Raw genomic sequence first — 20,553 nt, forward strand, 5'->3', positions numbered from 1 at the left:
AAAACCTTCAAAATTCTTGCTGAGCGATATCGCAATCGAGGCAAAAGACTAGCATTGAGATTCAATCTAATTGCTGGAATTTATAACTTAGAGCTGAGTGAAAAATGACTTATGAAAGAAATCTATTATTTATAATTAAACTATTTAAGTACGTCATTTGTATAAGTTTAGGTCTATATAACAAATTTTAAAATGTATTGCTGAAAAAATGATAAAAATGAAATAAGTCCTGTCATACACAAAATTTGTAACATTCATATGTGAAAATAACGAAGTGCTTCAATCTAATCTGCATTGAAATCTTTATTGATATATTTGAAGTTCAACTCTAATTCATGGTTTTTCAAAATCTTAGATCTAAATCTGAGGAAGATTGAATCCGCTATATTGTTTAATATAAACTGCTTAATAATTGATCATAATAAATTGCTATGTGAGGCACGCTATGTCAAATCAGTTTGATTTCGTCTCATTTGTAAAAAAGCCTACGGTTCATTATGGCGGTAGATCAGTGAGCCATGTTTTAAAAATGGAAGATGGTAGTCAAAAAACCATCGGTGTATTTTTGCCATCAGAGCAACCCATGACGTTTGAGGCGCATGTGAAAGAACGTGTTGAAATCACATCGAGGCAGTGTGTTGTGCAAATTGGCGAGCAGGGCGAGTTTGTTCAATATACGTCAGGCGAAAGCTTTATTGTTCCACAAGATTCTATTTTTAAAGTGCAATGTACTGATGTCATTGATTATGTATGCCATTTTGATTGAGCATGCTTAAACAGTTTGGAGTTGCTTTAGCATTGTGACTTATGATTTTTACTTCCAAAGCCATAGTAATTGATCTGTTTAGAGTTTAAACCCCCGCATTTAGCGGGGTTTTTTATATGATTACATGAATGATTTTGCTGTCTTATACGAAATCCTGCGGTGACTAAAATTAAGCTTTTTAACATCATCTATAGCCACTGTTTGGCAGAGTTAATGTACTTTAGTTTTGCCGTGAATAAATATTGAATTAGCAAAAGGGGATGTGCAAATAATCACTACGCTGTATTTCATACAGCACATGACGGTTTAATGGGTGTTCTGCTGGTACAAGCGGATGATTAAACTCGCGTACTTTATGCATACCTATGCGTTGCATGACACGTTCTGATGGTGTGTTCAAACTTGCAGTGAAGGAAATAACTTTATCTAGTCTTAAGTTTCTAAAAGCATGTTTGAGTACAGCTTTTGCTCCATCGGTGGCATAACCTTGATGCCAATATTGCGGTAGTAGTCGCCAGCCGATTTCAGGTGCATCGGCTATTTCAAACTCAGGTGGGTGTACGTGTAAGCCGATAAAGCCAATAAATTCGCCTGTGGCTTTAAGCTCGACGGCATATAAACCCCAACCACGTGTTTCTATTGCATCACGTAGGCGCTGCATAAACGCAGTGGCTTCAGAAGCACTCAGCTTTTTGGGGAAATAGCGCATGACGTCTTCGTCTGCGCACATTTGGATAAATGGGGCAGTGTCGGAGTGTTGCCATTGGCGGAGGATCAGGCGAGGGGTTTGGATATTTGTCATGGATAAAGTAAATCTGATTTAAAAATCTTTGTTTGTAAACTTATGTAACTATATTACAATGGTTGTTAAATTACTTTGTTAAAAAAAATTAATGAAAAAATATCAAGTTTTCATATCATCTACATACTTAGATTTAATCGATGAAAGACAAGCGGCTGTAGAAGCGATTTTAAAAGCTGGTCATATTCCAGCTGGTATGGAGTTATTTACTGCTTCAAATAAGAGTCAGTGGGACATCATAAAAAAATGGATTGACGAGTCAGATATTTACATGCTGATTTTAGGTGGTCGATATGGTTCTATCGAGCCTGAATCGGGGTTAAGCTATACTGAATTAGAATATAATTATGCTTTGCAACAAAACAAACCTTTGTTTGCTGTAGTCATGAAGGATGTGGCACTTCAAGCAAAAGTTAAAGTAGATGGATCAAGTATTTTAGAACTTGAGAATCCAGCTAAGTTGAAAGACTTTAAATGTAAGGTCACATTATATATGTGTTCCTTTTTTGAAGATCATAAAGATATTAAATTAGCAGTACATGAAAGTATTGGACAATTAGAAAAAGAGAATCAGGTTGTTGGTTGGATTAGAGCCGATTCTGTACAGAATCCTCAGGAATATTTAGATCAAATTTTAGAATTACAAAAAGAAAATAGAGCGTTGCAACAAGAAAATATTGTATTAAAACGGAAGAAAACGAGTAACAATACGTCAGAAGAAGAAATGACAGAACTGATAGGATTATTCTCTGAATCGAAGATTAGCCTTAAGCGTTTGCAAACTGATGAAAATCAATTACCCGATGAGATAACAATATTAGAAGCAATGAAACACTTTCAAGAAAAAATTGTAGTTGGCGCAAAAAACTCTATGAATTCGACTGATTTTGATATGTTTATTTTTTATGATTTAGCACCAAAATTAATAATCCATAATTTAATGGAACAGCAGAAATTAACTAATACAAGTACGGCGAGTAAAGTGATAATTACTGATAAGGGGAAAGAATTACTTGCATATATCGTAAAAAATAAATTATAAATTAAAAAACCCCGCATTCAGCGGGGTTTTAAATACTTAAATCAAATTAAGCATTTTCACGCGCAATTGCACGGTAACCAATATCTTTACGGTATTGAACGCCATCAAAAGTCACTTTTTGGCAAAGCTCTAAAGCTTTCGCTTGTGCTTCACCAATGGTGTTACCAAGCGCAGTCACACAAAGTACACGACCGCCAGCAGTTACAATTTCACCATTTTCAAGTGCTTTAGTACCAGCATGGAATACTTTCGCATCAGCCATTTCAGTGTCTAAACCAGAAATCACATCACCATTGCTAGAAGTTTCAGGGTAGCCACGTGACGCAAGAACGATACCTACAGTTTTACGCTCATCCCATTCCGCTTTCGCAGGTAAATTACCCGCAATACCCGCTTCAACTAAATCAACTAAAGATGATTTTAAACGCATCATGATTGGTTGAGTTTCAGGGTCACCAAAACGACAGTTAAACTCGATCACTTTAGGCTGACCTTGTTCATCAATCATTAAACCTGCGTATAAGAAACCTGTATAAACATGACCGTCTTTTTTCATACCTTCAACGGTAGGACGCATCACTTCATTCATGGTTTTTTCAAATACGTCAGCAGTCACAACAGGAGCAGGAGAGTAAGCACCCATACCGCCAGTGTTTGGGCCTTGGTCGCCTTCAAAGATACGCTTGTGATCTTGAGACGTTGCCATTGGCAAAATGTTGTCGCCATCAATCATACAAATGAAAGAAGCTTCTTCACCTGCAAGAAATTCTTCGATTACTACACGTGAGCCAGCATCACCAAATTTGTTGCCTGCAAGCATGTCATCAATCGCATCAAATGCTTCTTGATTGGTCATTGCAACGATTACGCCTTTACCTGCAGCAAGACCATCAGCCTTGATTACAATTGGCGCACCATTTTTTTCAACAAATGCTTTAGCCGCATCTACTTCTGTAAATACATCATAGAAAGCAGTTGGAATGTTGTGGCGTTTTAAGAAGTGCTTTGCAAATGCTTTAGAGCCTTCAAGCTGTGCAGCAAATTGAGTTGGACCCCAAATTTTTACACCTGCTTCACGGCAAGCATCCACAACGCCATTTACAAGCGGTGCTTCAGGACCAACCACGATTAAATCAACTGCATTGTTTTTTGCAAAGTCGATAATCGCTGCATTGTCTAAAATGTTAAGCGCAACATTTTCGCATTTATTTTCAGTTGCAGAACCCGCATTACCCGGTGCTACAAATACTTTTGCGACTTTGTCATCTTGTGCGATTTTCCATGCTAATGCATGTTCACGACCGCCATTACCCAAAACTAAAATATTCATCGGTTCATACTCCATGAATCGAAAATGACATAAAGTCCTCAACCTGAAAGCAGGAGAGGACTTTATGCAAGATTATAAATCTAGTGTATTAAGCAAAAAACTGTGCTTAATTGTCATGATCACGTTGCCAACTTAGTGACGGAAATGACGCATGCCAGTGAAGACCATTGCAATACCCGCTTCATCAGCTGCAGCAATTGTTTCTTCATCACGCATAGAACCACCCGGTTGGATAATGCATTTGATGCCCGCTTTTGCAGCGTTATCAATGCCATCACGGAATGGGAAGAATGCGTCAGATGCCATTACAGCGCCTTCAACGACTAAACCAGCATGTTCAGCTTTGATCGCAGCAATACGAGCAGAGTTAACGCGGCTCATTTGACCTGCGCCCACACCAATGGTTTGACGGCCTTTCGCATAAACAATCGCGTTAGATTTAACGTATTTCGCAACTTTCCAAGCAAAGATCAAGTCATCAATTTCTGCTTCAGTTGGCGCACGTTTAGTCACAACTTTAAGGTCATCTTTCGTGATCATGCCTAAGTCTTGGTCTTGAACCAACAAACCGCCATTCACACGTTTGTAATCTAACTGAGCTTTACGTTCAGTGATTGCAGGAAGTTCGCCACATACCAGTACGCGTACGTTTTTCTTCGCACCAGTCACTTCAAGCACGCCTTCAGCAACGCTAGGAGCAATGATAACTTCAACGAATTGACGGTCAACAATGGCTTGTGCAGTTGCAACGTCTAATTCACGGTTGAATGCAATGATGCCACCGAATGCAGATTCAGGGTCAGTTGCGTATGCAAGGTCATAAGCAGCTTGAATGCCGTCAAGTGAAACTGCAACGCCACATGGGTTTGCGTGCTTAACGATTACACAAGCAGGTTTAGCGAATGATTTCACACATTCAAGTGCAGCGTCAGTGTCTGCGATATTGTTATAAGAGAGTTCTTTACCTTGAAGCTGTTTCGCAGTAGAAACAGATGCTTCAGTTGCTGTGTCTTCTACATAGAAAGCAGCAGATTGATGCGGGTTTTCACCATAACGAAGATCTTGAACTTTATTTAATTGCGTGTTGAATGTACGTGCAAATTTGTCAGCTTGACCTTCATCTTTACCTACGCGAGCGCCTAAGTAAGAAGCGATCATACCGTCGTATTGAGCAGTATGTTCAAATGCTTTAACCGCAAGGTCAAAACGAGTTGCATGTGAAAGTGAACCTTCAGCTTTAAGCTCAGCAACGACAGTTGCATAGTCAGCAGCATTTACCACGATACCAACCGATGCATGGTTTTTCGCAGCAGCACGAACCATAGTCGGACCACCGATGTCGATGTTTTCAATCGCATCAGCAAGTGAGCAGTTTGGTTTTGCAACAGTTGCAGCAAACGGATAAAGGTTAACAACTACAAGATCGATTGCATCGATGTTGTGTTCAGCCATCACAGCTTCGTCTAGACCGCGACGAGCTAAGATACCACCATGAATTTTCGGATGTAGCGTTTTTACACGGCCGTCCATCATCTCTGGGAAACCTGTGTGCTCTGAAACTTCAACTACGGCAACATTATTGTCTTTCAACAATTTGTATGTTCCGCCAGTAGATAAAATTTCTACCCCTAGAGCAGCAAGTTCTTGTGCAAATTCAACAATTCCAGTCTTGTCAGACACAGAGATTAAAGCGCGTTTAATAGTCATGATCTTCGTCACAGTTTTCAAGGAACAGATTAAAACAAAATTAGCAAAATGCAGGTTAAAAAAAATGCCTGCGGAAGCCGCAAGCATTTTATCATTTATTCACTCATTAAACCGTGAGCTTTCAACTTTTTACGTAAAGTACCACGGTTTAAGCCGAGAATCTCAGCAGCACGGGTTTGATTACCACGTGTATATTCAAGAACTACAGATAGAAGAGGCTTCTCCATTTCCGCCAGCACCATATCGTATACCTGAGATGGTTGCTCGCCTTGCAATTGTGCAAAGTAATGGCGAACTGCGCGATCTACGTGAATACGAAGAGCGACATCAGATTGTGCAGTAAAAATAGGAGATTTGCTATTCATGCGAATTAATCCGAAAAATCAAATATCACTTGGGTAAAGTGATTTGTTAAAAGTGGTCTATAAACTTGAATGAACTCCGTTTTAGTTCCTAATGCGGAGTTCTAAAACTTGTACATTACTTGTAGCTTGACACAACTCGCAAAATTGTTCGAAAAATAAGCGTAACAATAGATTAATAATTGTTACAGCCTAAAAAACAAACAAAAAATCTACTCAATACGCAATAAATATTAAAGCGCACGGTTGGGATTGTATTTGTTGTGAAAAATTAGCGAGGAGTTTGCAGCACAAAGCTTTCGTGGCGCGTATCATACCATTGTCTAGGAAAAAGTGAGCAAGAAAACTGCATTTTTTTTATGTTTTTTTTAGTTTTTTAATAGTTTTTTCCAATATTAGGGGCGAATCAACTCAATTGAATAATTATCGAAGCTTTTGCGTGCAATAGGCAAGCTAAATTGGAATTTAAAAGGACTACTTTTTGGGATCCGTTGGATACCATGCAGACTTTTATCCAAATACTCTTCAGGTAAAAGCGTATAGTTTGCTATTTCAGCACCATTTTCTTTTAGTGAAATTTTCATATTGGGTAAGGCAAGGCTACGGTCATGAAAATTGATCATTTCACCAGTAAAACGTGTTTCATTATTTCCAATGCTACGAATTTTAACTTTTTTGGTGCTAATTAAACTGTAGTGCTCCTCAAGACGTGAACAATTGAATACATCACAGACCGCAGTAAATGCTGCACCCATTACTGGGCTGTTTTTTAAATATTGTGGATTGAACCAGAAAAACTGGAATATAAGTGCACCAAATAAGAAGGCATTAATACAGAACCACATAAAATAGTTGAGTGGTGTACGTTTTTTATCCTTTTCAGCCTGTTCTGCCCAATTTACAGCAGGAAGGTTGCCGATCGGTTCGGTGCTGAAATAATTTAAGTTATTTAAATAAGTTTTTAGATCGATATTAGAGTTTTCGACTTTTTGATCAAATAGTTTTAATAAATGGTGGGTTGGTGTTTCTTCAACAGTCACTGGCGTAAGCGTATTATTAAATTCGCTGACATTAATAATAGTATTGGTGTTTTTTTGCGGCGCATTTTCTTGCTCAGGGGTAGAAAAAGACAACGCTATATCTACCACCAAATGAGACAGAGCATTAAAAGATGTAGAGCACTTTGGGCAACAAACCATGCCCTGAGCGACAGTAAGCTGCGGAACAGTTACTTTATATGTTGTAAAACAAGTAGGGCAGTTAGTTAATTTGTCGCTCATAAGTACACATTTTAAATTTTAATACTGTTGGCGTTTACCCGAAATTCGGCACCATGTTTCGTCACGTTTTTCTACGTCTAATATATCAAAAAAATCAGAATAAACACTAGAAACATCAGAAACTTGCTCTTCAATTACACCTGCAAGTGCGAACTCTCCCTCAGATTTAATTAAAGTTGAGAATTCTGCAGCCAAGGCCATTAGAGGGCCTGCAAGAATATTGGCAACAAACACATCGGCTTTTTGTCCAGCGAGCTCTTGGTTGAACTCTTCAGGTAGGCCTACATACAGATTTTCCAATACACCATTCAATTCGGCATTTTGTTGTGTTGCTAAAACCGCTTGTGGGTCAATATCAGTGGCATAAACTTTTTTGGCACCCAAAAGTAAAGCTGCAACACCTAAAATACCAGAACCACAACCGTAGTCGATTACGATTTTATCTTTAAGGTCAACTTTACCTAACCATTGTAGGCATAAGAATGTTGATGCATGGTTACCAGTACCAAAAGCAAGACCTGGGTCTAGTTTGATGTTTACGGCGTCTGCTACTGGCGCTTCCATCCATTCAGGGACGATCCAGTATTTTTCACCAATTTGAATAGGCTCGTAAGCATCCATCCATGTGCGTTCCCATTCTTGGTCTTCAATGAATTCGCTACGCATTGGTGCTTCAGGAAGTTGAGCTTTAATAAATGTTTCTAATGCAGCAACATCAATTTCTTCATCATCTTCTTGTGCATAGATACCAGTAACGATCACTTTATTCCAAAGTGGTGTTTCACCTGGAAGTGGTTCAAGTAAATCCTGATTTTCTGCATCATCTAGCGTGACACTGACTGCACCTAAAGAACTGAGCAGCGTTTCAGTGTAATCAACTTGAGCTTTTTCAACAGTAATATGAATTTGTAACCACTTCACGGACATAACCTAAATGAGTTTTATAAAAAGCTATTGTAACGGAACTCGGCAACTTGCAGCTAGCGATTATCAAAATTGACAAAAAATAAAAGGATGCACGTAGCATCCTTTTAATTTTTCAATGACTTAACTTTTAATTGTTTCGGTTGTAGTTGTCGAGATTGGTGCAAAACGCGTAATTAGGAAGCCAAATACAGCGGCAAAGATGTACATAAAGATTGAATATACCGCCGCAGGCATTGCTACAGCAGAGCTTGCCATCACCGTTAAGGCGATGGTCATGGCTAACGTACTGTTATGAATACCGATTTCAAATGCACAAGCACGTGCCTGAGCACTATTGATGCCGAACAGTCTTGGAACAAAATAACCGATACATAAGCTGAAAATACAGAATAGAACCGTAGCTAAGCCAACTTGGGTTAGATAAGCCGCAATATTATGTCGTTCAGAGTAAATAGCACCGATAATAATTAAGATGAGAAAGACCACAGCAAAGATGCGGAGTGGTTTATGCAGTTTCTCAGTCAGTTTAGGTGCATAGTGACGAAGCAGCATGCCTATACAGACGGGGATGATAATGATGCCGAAAACTTGGAGGATTTTTCCAAACTGCAGACTGATTTGTTGCCCTTCTTGCATGAAGTGCATGATCGAAAAATTCACGATCAATGGAAGGGTTAATGCTGCAATGACTGAGTTGATGGCGGTCAGGGTAATATTTAAAGCCAAGTCACCTTTAAATAGATAGCTAAATAAGTTCGCTGTACTACCACCAGGTGAGGCTGCAAGTAGCATCAAGCCGACAGCAAGCAGTGGTGGTAATGCTAGCAGTTTACATAGTAGAAAGGCGATACCGACAAGCAACACGAGCTGGCAAAATAATGCGATCAACACGGCTTTAGGGTGCTTGGTGACACGTGCGAAATCTTTGGGGGTAAGTTCTAGCCCAAGCCCGATCATAATAAAGGCCAGTGCTAATGGCAAAAGAACCGTAATAATTTCAGAATCCATATTATTTATTCTCCTTGAGCATATTTAATAGTTTTTCACCAAAGTCCTTATGGTGATTACGTTTGAAAAATAGTTTAGGTTTTCACTTGTTGGATCAGATGACTGCCACGGCGCGTCAAAATAAAACCAAATAAGGTCGCCAATAAATACATAAAAATAGAATAAACACCGGCAGGTATCGCCACTGTGGTGTTTTCAAGCACACTCAGTGCGATGGTTAGGGCGATACTGGTGTTATGAATGCCAATCTCAAAGGTACACGCACGCGCCTGCTTTTCCGGCACACCTGCGAGGAACGGAATTAGGTAACCCAAAAATAAGCCACTGAAACAGAGTAAACAGGTCGCAATGCCGACGCTGGCAAAATACGTAATGATGTTGGATTGTTCACGCAAAACTGCGAGTGTAAAGATAAGAATTAATAAGAAAATAGACAACAATCGCATCGGCTTGTTGATGTGATATGCAATGGTCGGAAAGGAGTTACGAATAAACATACCGAAACATACCGGTATCAAAATAATCAGAAATACATGGGTGATCTTATCGATAGGCATACCAATGCTGGTACTTTCACCAACAAAATGCAAAATGGATAGATTGACGATAAAAGGCAGCGTAAAGCACGATACAACTGAGTTAATGGCCGTTAAGCTAATGTTTAATGCAACGTCACCTTTATATAGGTAGCTAAAAAGGTTAGCAGTGGGGCCGCCGGGTGAAGCCGCAAGCAACATGAGCCCGACCGCGAGTAAAGGGGGTAACTCAAGCAACTTACACAGGAAAAAAGCAATACTGGTCAGTAGAATAAGCTGAGTAAATAAAGCGATGAAAATAACTTTTGGATAGCGTCCAACGCGTAAAAAGTCTTTGACTGATAGTTCAAGCCCCAAACCCATCATCATGATGGCTAAAGCAATGGGCAGAAAAAATGCAAATAATCCCGAATCCATGGAATTTCCTGATATTTTTATCCTTATAGTATTTTTTGAGTTTATCTCAGTTTAATAAATAAGCAATAAATAAAAGCGAGTAAAAACTGATGTTTTACCCGCTTTATTTTTGATCTGTTAATTGGTCGATATTTTCATTGACAACTGTTTATTTAGGACGAGGGGGAGTGAACCCTAAAGCACATTTTCCTTTAATTTCTTGTCCATTAATCGTTGCAGTAGTGGCTTTTGCATCTGCACTACATGTGCTTAATAATTCGGCTTCTTCGCCATGAAGATTTGCATTTTTGGACGAGCTAAAAAATTGTGGTTCGCAAGTACCATTCCAGATAATACCGCGATAGGCAAATGAAACTTGAGCGCCTTGGCTTTTACCTTTACAGACTTGTTGATATCGCTGTGCATCATACACTTTCTCAACTTTATCATTGGCTGAGGCAGCAAGTGGTGATAAACATAAACCGCATAAAACCGTGGATAGCAAAATATTCTTATTCATGCTTATGGTCCTTATGATTCTCATGGGATCTATAACAGAATAAAAAATCATCAGAATAAAACAACAATCTTCGAGTAACATTTGCTTGAGAAATGTATATTTTTATGTGGAATATGCAAAGTATGTATGTTCATAAAGAAATATATAGGCATAAAACAGTAGTCAATAACAATAAAATCGAGTTAATCAGTCAACTTATCGGTGAATTTTTGCTATAATCTTCCGTCATCCTTTTTTAATCTCCTTTACCACTATGCATTATCCTAAAGTTTACGATGTCATTGTTATCGGCGGCGGTCACGCGGGTACTGAGGCAGCTCTTGCTGCGGCACGTATGGGTCGACAGACTTTACTCTTAACTCATAATATTGAGACTTTAGGGCAGATGAGCTGTAATCCAGCCATTGGTGGTATTGGTAAATCACATTTAGTACGTGAAATTGATGCGCTTGGCGGTGCAATGGCATTGGCTGCCGACAAAGGTGGTATTCAATTCCGTATTTTAAACTCACGTAAAGGTGCGGCTGTTCGTGCGACTCGCGCACAGGCTGACCGTATTCGTTATAAAGCTGCGATTCGTGAAACCTTAGAAAATCAAGCGAACTTGGATATTTTCCAACAAGCAGCTGACGACTTAATCGTTGAGGGCGATACTGTAAAAGGTGTGGTTACTCAGATGGGTATTCGCTTTGATGCGAAAACTGTTGTATTGACTACAGGTACATTCTTGGGTGGTGTAATCCACGTAGGTCTAAATAATGCGTCAGGCGGTCGTGCGGGCGATCCTCCTTCAATTTCATTGGCTGCGCGCCTTCGTGAATTGAACTTACCTGTAGGTCGTTTAAAAACAGGTACACCGCCACGTATCGATGCACGATCAGTTGATTTCTCTGTGATGACGCCACAGCCGGGTGATTTCCCATCTCCGACTATGTCGTTCATGGGTGATGCATCGATGCATCCTGAGCAAATCAATTGCTATATCACACATACCAATGAAAAAACTCACGATATCATTCGTGGCGGCTTAGACCGTTCACCAATGTATACCGGTGTGATTGAAGGTGTGGGGCCACGTTACTGCCCATCGATTGAAGATAAAATTCATAAATTTGCCGATAAAGATTCGCATCAAGTGTTCTTGGAACCCGAAGGTTTGGACACACATGAGCTTTATCCAAACGGTATTTCGACTTCTTTACCATTCGACGTTCAATTTGAATTGGTTCGCTCGATTCGTGGTATGGAAAATGCGCACATTTTGCGTCCAGGTTATGCGATTGAGTACGATTATTTCAATCCACAATCATTGAAATTCTCTTTAGAAACCAAATCGATTAATAACCTGTATTTTGCAGGTCAAATTAACGGTACAACGGGTTATGAAGAAGCGGGTGCGCAAGGTTTGCTTGCAGGCTTAAACGCAGCACGTCGTGCATGGGATCAAGAGCAATGGACACCAAAACGTGATGAAGCGTACATGGGCGTGTTGGTTGATGACTTGATTACTCTCGGTACTAAAGAACCATACCGTATGTTCACGTCACGTGCGGAATACCGATTGATGTTGCGTGAAGATAATGCAGATCAGCGTTTAACAGCAATTGGCCGTGAAATGGGTCTTGTGGATGATGCGCGTTGGGATTCGTTCTGCCAAAAAATGGAAGCAGTTGAAACTGAAAAAGGTCGTTTACAACACCTTTGGGCAGCGCCAAACAATCCACTAGGCAAAAAATTCGTTGAAATGACTGGTGATGACCTGTCTAAAGAAACCAATGCGATCGATTTGCTCAAACGTCCAAATATCAACTTTGCGCAAATTGCTGAATTGACTGGTTCAGAAGTTTCAGCATTTGTTGGAGAGCAAATTGAAATTGCAGTGAAATATGCGGGTTATATTAACCGTCAGCAAGAAGACGTTGCGCAAATGAAACGTTTGGAAGATACACGTATTCCTGCTGATTTTGATTACGATGTAGTTTCTGGTCTTTCACGTGAAATCACCATGAAGCTGAAAAATGTATTGCCTGAAACATTGGCACAAGCAAGTCGTATTCCAGGTGTAACACCTGCGGCTGTTCAATTGGTGATGATTACGATTCGTAAGAATAACCAAGCGAAAAAATCTGCATAAGATTTTGAGTTAAATAAAAAACCCGCTCAGTTGCGGGTTTTTTATTGCCAATAAATTATTGGCTGTTGCTATTTGATCGGATTAAATGAATATTTTGATCATCATTAGTTTTAGCTATGGTTTGATTATTAAAATCTTTCATAAACCTAAGTGATTGATAATTAATTATAAATACAAAAAATGAGATCTAAAAACTATTGATATACAAAGTTTTAGGTCTTAATGGTGGGCTTTTGGTCGTGTGAATTCCGACCTTTGTAGTGGTATTTATTCTACCCAATAAAGCCGAAACTTCAGGGCATGGCGTACAAGTGGGTTTACGCTACATGAATGGAGTTCGATTATGGCAAATCAACAATCGGGAAAAATGCAAAAAATTCTAACAGTATTTTTGTGTTTCTGGGTGGCATTTTTTGAAGGTTTTGACCTACAAGCACCCGGTATCGCAGCAAAAGGAATCGCAGCGACATTTTCCTTAGATCAGGTGCAAATGGGCTATGTGTTTAGCTTGGGTGTATTTGGTATGTTATTTGGCGCGTTCTTTGGGGGGCGTGTCGCTGACTATTTGGGGCAGAAGAAAGTCCTAATGTTGTCGATTTTTATCTTCGGTGTATTTATGTCTATCACGGCAGTTGCACCAAGTATTGAAATTTTATATATCGCACGATTCTTTACAGGTTTAGGTTTGGGCGCTGCGATGCCAACGATGATCTCGGTGGTGGGTGATGAAGCGACGGATGCTAACCGTGGACGCTTAAATAGTTTGATGTACTGCGGCTTACCTGTAGGTGCAATCTTTGTTGCTGGCTTGGGTATTATTTTTAAAGATATCTCTTGGCATACACTGTTTTTAATTGGTGGTTTAACGCCTTTAATTCTAATTCCATTCATGGCGATTATCTTAAAAGATAAGCGTACTGAAAAAGTTCAGGCAGAAAGCAAAGAAGCGGTTCCACCGATGGGGCAAATCCTTTTTGCTGAACAGCGTTATAAATATACCTTGCCGCTTTGGTTGAGTTTCTTCTTTACCTTAATGGTGAACTATATTCTGATCAGTTGGTTGCCTAACTTGCTTATGGAACAAGGGTTGGAAAAGCAACAAGCTTTTATGATCATGTTGATGTTCCAAGTGGGCGCAGTAATTGGTACGCTCGGTTTAGGCTACTTGCTTGATCGCCTAAAATTATGGCAAATGGCAGTGATTATCTATTCAGGTTTGTTTGTAGCATTATTTGTGCTGTTTACAACAAATTCCATTCCTGTACTCATCGCAGCAGGCATCATGGGCGGGATTTTCTCTACAGGTGGTCAATCTATTTTGTATGGGATCTCTCCAATTTTCTATACACCAGCTGGGAAAGTAACAGGTGTGGGGAGTGCGATTTCATGGGGGCGTTTGGGAGCAATGACAGGTCCATTACTCACAGGTAAGATTTTGGCGCTAGGTCTAGGAACGACAGGTATTTTAATTGCAAGTGCGCCGGGTATTGCTTTGTCGGCTATCGCGGTGGCTGCATTGTCAGCCTATAAGTCATCCCTCAAGAAATAATCGAAATCAGTCATATTTAAAGGAGCTACGGCTCCTTTTTTATTGAATAAATATCTTTAGCTGAAACTAAGTTTTGTTAGAATAAATCTAATATTTATGAATAAATTTACTTCTATGTCTTATCAATTGATCGAACTTGATATTTCTCCTTCAGATAACATTCAGTGTCCACATTGCCAGCAGCAAGTGATTGATTGGTCAGAAGAGCAGTATGTGCAGCCATGTGAGCATGTGCTGTTTATTGCAATGGATATTGGTTTTGAGTTTATTACAGATGAATTTGAGCAAACCATGCAGCATACAGTCGATGACTTGCATGCCAATGATGATCAGTATCATATGTTTACTGAAATTACCGCCTCAAGTTTCCCTGAGTTTCTGATTTATAAGTCTGATTTAGGTGTGGAAGGTTATTCACGCTATGTCGGCTTTACGGCATAAAACATTGCTAAAAAATCTTAAAATAAAAAAAGCCAGTCAAGTGGCTGGCTTTTTTTAATGTAAACCAGAAAATTAACTTTCTAATTCTTCTTCGACATCATCTTCGGCACTGTCCATACCGAGTTCTTTAAGTTTACGGGTTAAGGTATTACGACCCCAACCTAAAAGTTCTGCTGCATGGCGCTTACGCCCACGTGTTTGCTGTAGTGCTGCATTGATGAGGGTGCGTTCAAACATTGGTGTGGCAATGTCGAGAATTTTCATCTCACCATTTTTAAGTTTTTGCACAGCCCATTGACCAAGTAATTCATCCCAATGATGCACACCAATACGATCAATCCCTTGAGCAGCAGGGTTGCCATCTGTGCCTTGAATTGGAATCTGTTTTAATTCAGACGGTAAATCTTCTGGATAAACTTCACGTCCTGTAATCATCACGGTGAGCCAGCGACAGGTATTTTCAAGCTGACGCACATTACCTTGCCACGGCAGTTTTTGCATGTATTCTTGCGTTTCAGGACGCAGAATTTTCGGGCTTACCCCAAGTTCTTTGCCTGCACTTGCTAGGAAGTGCTGTGCAAGCATCGGAATATCTTCACTACGATGTGCAAGTTTTGGAATATGAATACGAATGACGTTTAGACGGTGGTACAAGTCTTCACGGAAGCGACCTTCATGTACTAACTTTTCTAAGTCTTGGTGTGTTGCCGCAACGATACGGACATCCACCTTGACTGGGATGTGACCACCAACGCGGTAGAATTCGCCATCCGCTAAAACACGCAGTAAACGTGTTTGAGTTTCAAATGGCATGTCGCCAATTTCATCAAGGAAAAGAGTCCCGCCATTGGCTTGTTCGAAACGCCCTTGACGCTGTGTGTTGGCACCGGTGAACGCGCCTTTTTCATGACCAAATAATTCAGTTTCGATCAAATCTTTTGGAATTGCCGCCATGTTGAGGGCAATAAAAGGCTTGTTGCCACGTGGTGAATGCTTATGCAATGCATGCGCAACTAATTCTTTACCCGTGCCTGATTCACCATTAATTAATACGGTAATGTGTGATTGAGAAAGACGACCAATGGCACGGAAGACTTCCTGCATAGCAGGTGATTCACCAATAATCTCAGTAGATTGAATCGGTTGAACAGTTTTAGCAGATTCTTGTTGTTGTAATTTGGCAATATGCAAAATTGCACGGTTTACAAGCGCTAAGGCTTCATCAATATCAAAAGGTTTTGGTAGATATTCAAATGCACCCGTTTGATAGCTCGACACAGCAGATTCTAAATCTGAATGAGCGGTCATGATGATCACAGGTAAGTCAGGGTAGTTGCCTTTGACTTTACCTAAAAAGGTCAGTCCATCAATACCCGGCATACGGATGTCTGTCAAAATAACATCTGGCGCATCGACACTTAACTGATCTAAAGCGGATTGTGCTTCTTCAAAACTGGTAACATCAAAACCTTCTTCTTTGAATGTTTTTTCCAGCACCCAACGCATGGCGCGATCATCATCGATGACCCAAATCTTATTACGCGACATGATCTGACTCCCAAGGTAAATATAGGCTAAATACTGTTTTTCCAGGAACTGATTGGCATTCAATCATTCCGTTATGTTGATGCATAATATTTTGTGCAATGCTCAGGCCGAGACCTGTGCCTTTCGCTCGTCCTGTCACTAAAGGGTAAAATACGGATTCTAATATTTCTTGTGGGACACCTGGTCCATTGTCCTCGATGTCAATGCGTACCGCAGAACGTTTTAATACACCGTTGATGGTGACTAGCCGTTGAATACGTGTGCGCAAGGTGAGTTCTGGTTGATGCTCAACAAAGAACTCTTTATTTTCAGTCATCGCCTGAACAGCATTAACACTGATATTCAGCATGACCTGAATCAATTGATCACGATCTGCCAGAACATCCGGTAAAGAAAGGTCGTAATCACGAGTGATCTTAATTTTCTTTTTGGTTTGGTTGACGATCAGTGAACGAACACGTTCAAGGGGTTCATGGACATTGACTGGTTCGTAACTTGGTAATTGTCTTGAACCAAGCATAGTGTCAGCAAGATTACGTAATCGGTCTACTTCACTAATAATAATGTCGGTGAATTCGCTGTACTTCGGATCATTTAAGCTACGCGCTAAAAGTTGTGTCGCCCCACGGATACCACCGAGTGGATTTTTAATTTCATGGGCAACACCACGAATCAGTTGTCGTGCGACTTGATGCTGTTGAATCAGGTTTTCTTCTTTAGAGATTTTTAACATCCGGTCGATTTGATTGAGCTCAATCAATAGCAAAGGGTGGTAGGGTTTACCTGAGTTGAGCTGTGACACGGTGTAATCGACATGAATGTCTTTAAAGTTGACATTAATCGTTGCTTCTCGGCGCGTATAGTGTTGACCAGAAGTTAATGTATTCATTAATGCATCATGCGTATTGAATTCATCATCGGGCATATGAAGTAAATTTAATACAGGCTGACCTGATGCACGAAGTAAGCTGATGTCAAAAAGCGCTTCACAAGATGAATTTAAATAAAAAATATTCAGGTTGCTATCGACCAATAAAATGGCAGTGGTTAAATTATCCACTAAAAGCCGGTAATCAATCGTCATAGTCTGATCCATTAGCGAGAGGTTCCTGTCTTAAAATGGCGCAATGGCATCTTCATAAAGCAAATCGTTCAATCTAATAAGGTTCGAATTGATGCAAGTTATGCAAGATATAAGCCAACTATTTCAGAAATACGCTAAGTTTTGATGCTTATTTGAATAAATGCGCTTATTTAAGACTTTAAATAAAGTGTATAGCTGATTAAAAACAGGCTGTAAATCTAAAATGCATTAAAATGGTGCAAATGAAATTATATGGATGAATTTATAGCTTTATTTTGGTGCGTGATATAAAGAGTGACCTTTTCACCTGTTTTTATGTTTTGAAAAGACATACAATACGCGGATTATAGTGGAGCGCAGATTCATGAAATCCCCCAAAGTCGGTTTTGTTTCTTTAGGTTGTCCTAAGGCATTGGTAGATTCCGAACGAATTTTAACTCAGTTAAAGACTGAAGGTTATGATGTAGCATCAGATTATGATGGTGCCGATTTAGTAGTTGTAAATACCTGTGGTTTTATTGAATCTGCAGTACAAGAGTCGCTAGATGCCATTGGTGAAGCGATGAGTTCAAACGGTCGCGTAATTGTGACTGGTTGTTTAGGTAAAGACGAAGACAAAATTCGCCAAATGCACCCAAATGTCTTAAAAGTGACAGGTGCTGCGGCATATCAAGAAGTGATGGAAGCTGTGCACGAATACGTGTCTGAGCCACCGAAACACAATCCGTTTATTGATCTAGTACCTGAACAAGGTATTCGATTAACACCAAAACATTATGCTTATTTGAAGATTTCAGAAGGTTGTAACCATCGTTGCACATTCTGCATTATTCCGAGCATGCGTGGTGATTTGGTTTCTCGTCCAGTAGGTTCAGTATTGACTGAAGCTCAAGCGCTGAAAAAAGCAGGCGTAAAAGAAGTCCTTGTGATTTCTCAAGATACATCGGCTTATGGCGTAGACACCAAATACAAATTGGACTTCTGGAACGGTCAGCCCGTTAAAACCAAATTCTATGACATGTGTGAAGCATTGGGTCAATTGGGTATCTGGGTGCGTCTGCACTATGTATATCCATATCCACATGTAGACGCTGTGATTGACTTAATGGCACAAGGCAAAATTTTGCCGTATTTGGATATTCCATTCCAACACGCAAGTCCTAAGATTCTAAAACTCATGAAGCGTCCTGCGCACAGTGAAAATACACTGGAGCGTTTAAAAGTTTGGCGTGAGAAATGTCCTGATCTTGTGATTCGTTCTACATTTGTTGTGGGCTTCCCGGGTGAAACTGAAGAAGACTTCCAAATGTTGCTTGATTGGTTAAAAGAAGCGCAGCTTGATCGTGTGGGTTGTTTTACTTACTCACCAGTTGAAGGTGCGACTGCAAATGATTTGCCAGATCATGTGCCTGAAGAAATCAAACAAGAGCGTTATGAACGTTTCATGCAAGTTCAGCAAGAAATCTCTGCTGCGAAATTGCAAAGTCGTATCGGTCAAAAAATGACAGTACTTGTGGATGATCTTGAGGAAGAGTTCCCAGTTGCTGTTGCGCGTTCTTATGCAGATGCACCTGAAATTGACGGTAATGTTTTTGTTGAAGATATCGATAAGTCAGTGATTAAAGCAGGTGATTTACTTGAAGTAGAAATCACAGATGCAGATGAATATGACTTATTTGCAAAACTGATCTCGGTTAAGTCTGCTTAAACGATTCATTAAAAATAATTGAAATTAAATAATTCGGAGTTGATGATGCTTGATTCTAAAAAACCACGTTTTGGTCGCATCCTGCTTAAGCTTTCAGGTGAAGCTTTAGCGGGCAATAAAGAGATGGGTATCGATGCACAAGTGCTCGATCAAATGTCACTCGCAATTGCGCACCTTGTTGGTTTAGGTGTTCAAGTGGGGATCGTTGTCGGCGGTGGTAACCTTTACCGTGGTAGCCAATTACAAAAAGATGGTTTGGTTGGCCGTGTAACAGGTGATCAAATGGGTATGTTGGCCACTGTAATGAACGGTTTGGCACTTCGTGATGCTTTGGTGCGTCGTAATATCAAAACTCGTCTAATGTCAGCTTTACCTATTGGTGCTGTAGTTGAATCATATTCTAGCCGTGATGCAATTCGTCATTTAACTCGTGGCGAAGTTTGTGTATTTGTTGCAGGTACGGGTAACCCATTCTTTACGACAGATACAGCAGCATGCTTACGCGGTATTGAGATTGAAGCCAATCTTATCCTTAAAGCGACTAAGGTTGATGGCGTATACAACAAAGATCCAAGCAAATATGAAGATGCAGTGAAATACGATGCATTAACATTTGACCAAGTTTTAGATGAAAAACTGGGTGTGATGGATTTAACTGCGATCTGCTTATGCCGTGACCACAACGTTCCACTTCAAGTATTTGATATGAACAAATCAGGTTCATTACTTTCAGTGGTAATGGGTGAAAAAGAGGGTACTCACGTTACGAACTAATGTACGTGGGCCCTAAAGCTCTTTATACTACAAGCTATTTTAGAATTTACATCTTTTCGAATTAAGTAAGGAAGATCACATGATTAACGATCTTAAAAAAGACGCAGAAGACCGTATGAACAAATCTCTAGATTCTCTAGAGCATGGTTTTGCCAAAGTTCGTACAGGCCGCGCGCACCCATCAATTTTAAATGGTGTTATGGTTCCTTACTATGGCTCTGATGTGCCATTAAACCAAGTAGCGAACGTGGGTGTAGAAGACTCTCGTACTCTACTTGTTCAGCCTTTTGAACGTTCAATGGTTGCTGCAATTGATAAAGCAATTCGTGAATCTGACTTGGGCTTAAACCCGATTACTGCTGATGCTATTCGTGTTCCTATGGCTGCATTAACAGAAGAAACACGTAAAGACATGCAGAAAGTTGCACGTAACGAAGCTGAAAATGCAAAAGTTGCGATCCGTAACATCCGTCGTGATGTTTTGGGTGATATCAAAGCATTGTTAAAAGAAAAAGAAATTTCTGAAGATGATGAGCGTCGCGCGGGTGATGACATTCAAAAAATCACAGACAAATTCGTTGCTGAAGTTGAAAAACGTCTGGCTGCAAAAGAAGCTGAATTGATGAAGGTCTAAGTTTT

Annotated in this window: 19 protein-coding genes and 1 pseudogene; 9 read left to right on the forward strand and 11 right to left on the reverse strand. The window is 39.9% G+C overall.

Features of this window, described 5'->3' with window-relative positions:
• Together FTU38_RS09975 and FTU38_RS09980 are read left to right on the forward strand one after the other, a co-directional pair.
• Positions 1 to 108, forward strand: a pseudogene (locus FTU38_RS09975) (IS5/IS1182 family transposase); the annotation flags it as partial.
• 337 nt (positions 109 to 445) lie between these two features.
• On the forward strand, positions 446 to 766 hold the full coding sequence (locus FTU38_RS09980) for a pyrimidine/purine nucleoside phosphorylase (RefSeq protein WP_180111074.1): 321 nt from the start codon (positions 446 to 448) through the stop codon (positions 764 to 766).
• Positions 767 to 1,013: 247 nt separating this feature from the next.
• Here FTU38_RS09980 and FTU38_RS09985 read toward each other — a convergent pair whose 3' ends face one another.
• Complete coding sequence (locus FTU38_RS09985) at positions 1,014 to 1,568, reverse strand: GNAT family N-acetyltransferase (protein WP_180111075.1); 555 nt, start codon at positions 1,566 to 1,568, stop codon at positions 1,014 to 1,016.
• Between the two features lie 91 nt (positions 1,569 to 1,659).
• Between FTU38_RS09985 and FTU38_RS09990 the strand changes: the two genes are divergently transcribed.
• Positions 1,660 to 2,610 (forward strand): DUF4062 domain-containing protein, encoded by a 951-nt coding sequence (locus FTU38_RS09990; RefSeq protein WP_180111076.1) that lies wholly within the window; start codon positions 1,660 to 1,662, stop codon positions 2,608 to 2,610.
• A 46-nt stretch (positions 2,611 to 2,656) separates the two neighbouring features.
• On the opposite strand, the gene purD is transcribed toward FTU38_RS09990, so the two are convergent.
• The 8 genes from purD to FTU38_RS10030 all read right to left on the reverse strand — a co-directional run bounded on the left by purD (position 2,657) and on the right by FTU38_RS10030 (position 10,676).
• Positions 2,657 to 3,940 carry a phosphoribosylamine--glycine ligase gene (purD, locus tag FTU38_RS09995; protein ID WP_180111077.1) on the reverse strand — a complete coding sequence of 428 codons (1,284 nt, stop codon included), beginning with the start codon at positions 3,938 to 3,940 and terminating at the stop codon, positions 2,657 to 2,659.
• Positions 3,941 to 4,072: 132 nt separating this feature from the next.
• Entirely contained in the window at positions 4,073 to 5,647 is a 1,575-nt protein-coding gene (purH, locus tag FTU38_RS10000) for a bifunctional phosphoribosylaminoimidazolecarboxamide formyltransferase/IMP cyclohydrolase (protein WP_078189205.1), read from the reverse strand.
• 95 nt (positions 5,648 to 5,742) lie between these two features.
• A complete protein-coding gene (fis, locus tag FTU38_RS10005; RefSeq protein ID WP_001086304.1) occupies positions 5,743 to 6,012 on the reverse strand; it encodes a DNA-binding transcriptional regulator Fis in 270 nt (89 codons plus the stop codon).
• 392 nt (positions 6,013 to 6,404) lie between these two features.
• Positions 6,405 to 7,289: a DUF3426 domain-containing protein gene (locus FTU38_RS10010; protein ID WP_180088452.1), complete on the reverse strand. Its 885-nt coding sequence runs from the start codon at positions 7,287 to 7,289 to the stop codon at positions 6,405 to 6,407.
• A gap of 18 nt (positions 7,290 to 7,307) precedes the next feature.
• Positions 7,308 to 8,210 carry a 50S ribosomal protein L11 methyltransferase gene (prmA, locus tag FTU38_RS10015; protein WP_180088450.1) on the reverse strand — a complete coding sequence of 301 codons (903 nt, stop codon included), beginning with the start codon at positions 8,208 to 8,210 and terminating at the stop codon, positions 7,308 to 7,310.
• 126 nt (positions 8,211 to 8,336) lie between these two features.
• A complete protein-coding gene (locus FTU38_RS10020) occupies positions 8,337 to 9,224 on the reverse strand; it encodes a bile acid:sodium symporter family protein (RefSeq protein ID WP_180111078.1) in 888 nt (295 codons plus the stop codon).
• 74 nt (positions 9,225 to 9,298) lie between these two features.
• A complete protein-coding gene (locus tag FTU38_RS10025; RefSeq protein WP_180111079.1) occupies positions 9,299 to 10,177 on the reverse strand; it encodes a bile acid:sodium symporter family protein in 879 nt (292 codons plus the stop codon).
• A gap of 148 nt (positions 10,178 to 10,325) precedes the next feature.
• The gene (locus tag FTU38_RS10030) at positions 10,326 to 10,676 is read right to left on the reverse strand and encodes a hypothetical protein (RefSeq protein ID WP_078188731.1); all 351 of its coding nucleotides are present in this window, start codon (positions 10,674 to 10,676) and stop codon (positions 10,326 to 10,328) included.
• A gap of 253 nt (positions 10,677 to 10,929) precedes the next feature.
• Here FTU38_RS10030 and mnmG point away from each other — a divergent pair, with 253 nt between their 5' ends.
• The 3 genes from mnmG to FTU38_RS10045 all read left to right on the forward strand — a co-directional run bounded on the left by mnmG (position 10,930) and on the right by FTU38_RS10045 (position 14,800).
• Positions 10,930 to 12,810, forward strand: a complete 1,881-nt coding sequence (gene mnmG / locus FTU38_RS10035; RefSeq protein ID WP_180003879.1) for a tRNA uridine-5-carboxymethylaminomethyl(34) synthesis enzyme MnmG — start codon at positions 10,930 to 10,932, stop codon at positions 12,808 to 12,810.
• A 343-nt stretch (positions 12,811 to 13,153) separates the two neighbouring features.
• The gene (gene mhpT / locus FTU38_RS10040) at positions 13,154 to 14,359 is read left to right on the forward strand and encodes a 3-(3-hydroxy-phenyl)propionate transporter MhpT (protein ID WP_180109131.1); all 1,206 of its coding nucleotides are present in this window, start codon (positions 13,154 to 13,156) and stop codon (positions 14,357 to 14,359) included.
• Between the two features lie 114 nt (positions 14,360 to 14,473).
• Complete coding sequence (locus tag FTU38_RS10045) at positions 14,474 to 14,800, forward strand: hypothetical protein (protein WP_078193710.1); 327 nt, start codon at positions 14,474 to 14,476, stop codon at positions 14,798 to 14,800.
• 72 nt (positions 14,801 to 14,872) lie between these two features.
• On the opposite strand, the gene glnG is transcribed toward FTU38_RS10045, so the two are convergent.
• Positions 14,873 to 16,348 carry a nitrogen regulation protein NR(I) gene (gene glnG / locus FTU38_RS10050; RefSeq protein ID WP_168377613.1) on the reverse strand — a complete coding sequence of 492 codons (1,476 nt, stop codon included), beginning with the start codon at positions 16,346 to 16,348 and terminating at the stop codon, positions 14,873 to 14,875.
• The gene (gene glnL, locus FTU38_RS10055; RefSeq protein WP_078188727.1) at positions 16,338 to 17,444 is read right to left on the reverse strand and encodes a nitrogen regulation protein NR(II); all 1,107 of its coding nucleotides are present in this window, start codon (positions 17,442 to 17,444) and stop codon (positions 16,338 to 16,340) included. Before glnL ends, glnG begins: the two co-directional genes overlap by 11 nt.
• A gap of 352 nt (positions 17,445 to 17,796) precedes the next feature.
• Between glnL and rimO the strand changes: the two genes are divergently transcribed.
• The 3 genes from rimO (at position 17,797) to frr (ending at position 20,548) form a co-directional block, all read left to right on the forward strand.
• On the forward strand, positions 17,797 to 19,140 hold the full coding sequence (gene rimO, locus FTU38_RS10060) for a 30S ribosomal protein S12 methylthiotransferase RimO (protein WP_180007767.1): 1,344 nt from the start codon (positions 17,797 to 17,799) through the stop codon (positions 19,138 to 19,140).
• Between the two features lie 45 nt (positions 19,141 to 19,185).
• Positions 19,186 to 19,914, forward strand: a complete 729-nt coding sequence (pyrH, locus tag FTU38_RS10065; protein ID WP_078193535.1) for a UMP kinase — start codon at positions 19,186 to 19,188, stop codon at positions 19,912 to 19,914.
• A gap of 79 nt (positions 19,915 to 19,993) precedes the next feature.
• On the forward strand, positions 19,994 to 20,548 hold the full coding sequence (gene frr, locus FTU38_RS10070) for a ribosome recycling factor (RefSeq protein WP_078188724.1): 555 nt from the start codon (positions 19,994 to 19,996) through the stop codon (positions 20,546 to 20,548).
• Positions 20,549 to 20,553: the final 5 nt, after the last annotated feature.

Source organism: Acinetobacter sp. YH12098 (genome assembly GCF_013419235.1).
In the GTDB taxonomy this organism is placed as follows: Bacteria; Pseudomonadota; Gammaproteobacteria; order Pseudomonadales; family Moraxellaceae; genus Acinetobacter; species Acinetobacter amyesii.

Bases quoted from the DNA above. Each gene is read 5' to 3' on its own strand.
- pyrH (WP_078193535.1), top strand. From the start codon at position 19,186: ATGCTTGATTCTAAAAAACCACGTTTTGGTCGCATCCTGCTTAAGCTT.
- rimO (WP_180007767.1), top strand. From the start codon at position 17,797: ATGAAATCCCCCAAAGTCGGTTTTGTTTCTTTAGGTTGTCCTAAGGCA.
- FTU38_RS10045 (WP_078193710.1), top strand. From the start codon at position 14,474: ATGTCTTATCAATTGATCGAACTTGATATTTCTCCTTCAGATAACATT.
- FTU38_RS10020 (WP_180111078.1), bottom strand. From the start codon at position 9,224: ATGGATTCTGAAATTATTACGGTTCTTTTGCCATTAGCACTGGCCTTT.
- FTU38_RS09990 (WP_180111076.1), top strand. From the start codon at position 1,660: ATGAAAAAATATCAAGTTTTCATATCATCTACATACTTAGATTTAATC.
- glnL (WP_078188727.1), bottom strand. From the start codon at position 17,444: ATGGATCAGACTATGACGATTGATTACCGGCTTTTAGTGGATAATTTA.
- mhpT (WP_180109131.1), top strand. From the start codon at position 13,154: ATGGCAAATCAACAATCGGGAAAAATGCAAAAAATTCTAACAGTATTT.
- FTU38_RS10030 (WP_078188731.1), bottom strand. From the start codon at position 10,676: ATGAATAAGAATATTTTGCTATCCACGGTTTTATGCGGTTTATGTTTA.
- purH (WP_078189205.1), bottom strand. From the start codon at position 5,647: ATGACTATTAAACGCGCTTTAATCTCTGTGTCTGACAAGACTGGAATT.
- fis (WP_001086304.1), bottom strand. From the start codon at position 6,012: ATGAATAGCAAATCTCCTATTTTTACTGCACAATCTGATGTCGCTCTT.
- mnmG (WP_180003879.1), top strand. From the start codon at position 10,930: ATGCATTATCCTAAAGTTTACGATGTCATTGTTATCGGCGGCGGTCAC.
- glnG (WP_168377613.1), bottom strand. From the start codon at position 16,348: ATGTCGCGTAATAAGATTTGGGTCATCGATGATGATCGCGCCATGCGT.
- frr (WP_078188724.1), top strand. From the start codon at position 19,994: ATGATTAACGATCTTAAAAAAGACGCAGAAGACCGTATGAACAAATCT.
- FTU38_RS09980 (WP_180111074.1), top strand. From the start codon at position 446: ATGTCAAATCAGTTTGATTTCGTCTCATTTGTAAAAAAGCCTACGGTT.
- purD (WP_180111077.1), bottom strand. From the start codon at position 3,940: ATGAATATTTTAGTTTTGGGTAATGGCGGTCGTGAACATGCATTAGCA.
- FTU38_RS10025 (WP_180111079.1), bottom strand. From the start codon at position 10,177: ATGGATTCGGGATTATTTGCATTTTTTCTGCCCATTGCTTTAGCCATC.
- FTU38_RS10010 (WP_180088452.1), bottom strand. From the start codon at position 7,289: ATGAGCGACAAATTAACTAACTGCCCTACTTGTTTTACAACATATAAA.
- FTU38_RS09985 (WP_180111075.1), bottom strand. From the start codon at position 1,568: ATGACAAATATCCAAACCCCTCGCCTGATCCTCCGCCAATGGCAACAC.